The sequence below is a fragment of the Variovorax sp. P1_H12_2 genome, from assembly GCF_056405335.1.
Map to the genome: position 1 here is coordinate 1 of NZ_JBFUCI010000576.1, position 3,179 is coordinate 3,179.

Sequence of the window (3,179 nt, forward strand, 5' to 3'; positions counted from 1 at the left end):
CCTCAGCCCCCTGCCGGGGGCAACACCTGCGGCCCGGCGAAGCCGGTTCCGCGGTGTTTCACCAACGAAAGCCCGTCCTGGACGGGCTTTTTTCATTAGGATTGAGGGCGGCGCGTCGGCTCAGCCCAGCCGTTCGATCAGGGCACGGGCAGCCGCGGGTGCCCTTTCCTTCGCGCCGTTGATGAAGAAGATAAAGACATCGCGCGGGCCGCCTGTCTTCGATGGACTTGCCTCGACGAGAGGCAGCGAGGCCGGCGTCTTGCCCTCCGCCCAGAGGCGGGCGTTCTCCGCCCACGCATCGAGCGCCTTCGGCGCATAGCCGCTCTCGAGCGTCGCGTCGCTGTTCATGAGCCGCGCGTAGGCGAAGTCGGCGCTCTGGTCGGCGAACGACGGGTACTTGTCGGAATCGGTGAACACCGTGGCCACCCGATGTTTGCGTGCGAGCGCGAGGTACTCCGGTGTCTTGAAGCTCTCGTGGCGTACGTCCAGCACGTGACGCAGTGCGCGGCCTCCCGCTTTCTCCGGCAGCAGCTCCAGGAAAGCGGCCATGTCCTCCGGATCGAAGGCCTTGGTCGGCATGAACTGCCACACGATCGGGCCGAGCTTGCTGCCGAGCTCTTCAATGCCGCTGTCGACGAAGCGCGCGATCGATTCGCCGGCGCTCGCGAGCAGCTTCCGGTTGGTGGCGAAGCGCGAGGCCTTCAGGGAGAACACGAAGCTCTCCGGCGTCTCGTCGTGCCACTTCTTGAAGCTGGCCGGCTTCATGGTGCTGTAGTAGGTGCCGTTGACCTCGATCGCCGTGAGCTGCCGGCTCGCATAGCCGAGTTCCTGCGCATGGGGGAGCTTGGCCGGATAGAAATTGTCACGCCAGGGCTCATAGGTCCAGCCGCCGATGCCGACACGGRTGCGCGGCGTCGCGGAACTGGAGTCCTTGTCAGTGCGTGCAGTCATGGGCTTCCTCGGGTCGCGGTGGCGAAGCCCGCCTTTTTATCGCATCCCGCAACCCGGCGCCAATCCGGGCACGTCGCCCCAAGACGCACTAACATCGTTGTCCCCACCCCCGCGGAGATCTCAATGAACGCCCCCCTCCACCGCGAAATGCCTGCTGGTCTGCTCGATGCCGGCCGCGCGCTGGCCGACGTTTCGTCCCAATGGGACCACGACATCGTCAAGCAGCTCACCGACTACATCGCCATTCCTGCCAAGTCGCCGGGCTTCGACAAGGACTGGTCGCAGAACGGCTACCTCGAAACCGTGCTGCGCAATGCGGCCGCCTGGGTCGAGGCCCAGAAGGTCGAGGGCCTGAAGCTCGAGATCGTGCGTCTCGAAGGTCGCACGCCGGTGCTGTTCTTCGAAGTGCCGGCAACAGGCACCGACATGACCGAAACCGTGCTGATGTACGGCCATCTCGACAAGCAGCCGGAATTCACCGGCTGGCGCAGCGACCTGGGCCCGTGGACGCCGAAGTACGAGAACGGCCTGCTCTACGGGCGCGGCGGGGCCGACGACGGCTACGCGGTGTACGCCAGCATCGCGGCGCTGCAGGCGCTCAAGGCCCAGGACGCGGCCCATCCGCGCATCGTCGGCCTGATCGAGACCTGCGAGGAATCGGGCTCCTACGACCTGCTGCCCTACGTCGACGCGCTGCGGCCGCGCCTGGGCGAGGTGTCGCTCGTCATCTGCCTCGACTCGGGCGCCGGCAACTACGACCAGCTCTGGCTCACCACCTCGCTGCGCGGCATGGCCAGCGGCACCCTGAAGGTCGAGATCCTGACCGAAGGCATCCACTCGGGCGACGCCTCCGGCCTGGTGCCGTCGAGTTTCCGCATCATGCGGCAGGTGCTCGACCGCCTGGAAGACAGCAAGACCGGTCGCCTGCTTCCCGAGAGCTTCCATTGCGAAGTACCGGCCGAGCGGCTGGCCCAGGCACGTGCCACCGCCGCGATCCTCGGCGAGGAGCTTTACAAGCGCTTTCCCTGGGCCCACTACGACTGCGGGGGCTCGACCACCTTCGCGCTGCCGACCACCACCGACCCGGTGGAGGCGCTGCTCAACCGCACCTGGAAGCCGACGCTGTCGGTGACCGGTGCCGAAGGCTTTCCGGCCTTGAAAGACGCCGGCAACGTGCTGCGTCCCTACACCGCCTTCAAGCTCTCGCTGCGCCTGCCTCCGCTGGTCGATGCCGATCAGGCGGTGCAGCAGCTCAAGCAGCTGCTGGAGGACAACGCGCCCTATCAGGCCAAGGTCACCTTCGACGGCGGCGGCGGCGCCACCGGATGGAACGCGCCCGACACCGCCTCCTGGTTCGAACGCGCCCTCAACGCCGCCTCGCAGGCCCATTTCGGCGCCGATTGCGGCTACATCGGCCAAGGCGGCACCATTCCGCTCATGAGCATGCTGAGCCGGGGCTTTCCGAAGGCGCAGATGATGGTCTGCGGCGTGCTGGGCCCGAAGAGCAACGCGCATGGCCCGAACGAGTTCCTGCACGTGCCCTATGCGAAGAAGCTGACGGCCGCGGTGGCTGAGGTGATCGCCGCGCTGCCGGCAGCCCGCGCCGCCGCTTGAAGACCCTGCGCACGCCCGACGGCGAGACGCTGGTGCTGCACGACTGGCCGCTCGGGGCCGGTGCGGCCAGGGCCGTCATCCTGCTTGTCCATGGCCTCGGCGAACATGCGGGACGTTACCGCGCCGTGGCCGCGCGGCTCAACGACTGGGGCTTCGCGGTGCGTGCCGCGGACCATCGGGGACACGGGGCGTCCAGCGGCGGGCGCGGCGCCTTGCCGACCTCGCGCCACCTGGTCGAGGACCTGGCGCTGGTGATCGACGACACGCGGTGCGACTTTCCCGGATTGCCGCTGGTACTGCTGGGTCACAGCCTCGGCGGCCTGGTGGCGGCCAGCGCCGTCGCGCGCGGGGCGCGCGTGGTCGACGCCCTGGTGCTGTCCTCGCCGGCGCTCGATGCCGGCCTCAGCCCGATGCAGAAGCTGCTCCTCGCCACGCTGTCGCGCCTGGCGCCCGGGCTGCGCGTGGGCAACGGGCTCGATGCCGACTTTCTGTCGCACGAACCGGCGGTGGCCGAGGCCTACCGCGCCGATCCGCTGTGTCATGACCGCATCGGTGCCCGCCTTGCGCGCTTCCTGGCCGACGAGGGTGCGAACATCCTGGCCGAGGCGCCTGCA

The 3,179-nt window shown here is 68.3% G+C and carries 3 protein-coding genes; 2 read left to right on the top strand and 1 reads right to left on the bottom strand.

Annotated features, from left to right (window positions below; genetic code table 11):
• Nucleotides 1-120: 120 nt before the first annotated feature.
• Entirely contained in the window at nucleotides 121-951 is an 831-nt protein-coding gene (locus AC1D2K_RS32575) for a DUF72 domain-containing protein (protein WP_478094305.1), read from the bottom strand.
• Between the two features lie 123 nt (nucleotides 952-1,074).
• Between AC1D2K_RS32575 and AC1D2K_RS32580 the strand changes: the two genes are divergently transcribed.
• On the top strand, nucleotides 1,075-2,565 hold the full coding sequence (locus tag AC1D2K_RS32580) for a M20 family metallopeptidase (RefSeq protein ID WP_478094306.1): 1,491 nt from the start codon (nucleotides 1,075-1,077) through the stop codon (nucleotides 2,563-2,565).
• Nucleotides 2,562-3,179 (top strand): lysophospholipase (locus tag AC1D2K_RS32585; protein WP_478094307.1); only part of this gene is annotated, 618 nt, incomplete at its 3' end. The genes AC1D2K_RS32580 and AC1D2K_RS32585, both read left to right, overlap by 4 nt.

Coding starts and splice junctions, on each gene's coding strand:
- AC1D2K_RS32580 (WP_478094306.1), top strand. CDS start 1,075: ATGAACGCCCCCCTCCACCGCGAAATGCCTGCTGGTCTGCTCGATGCC.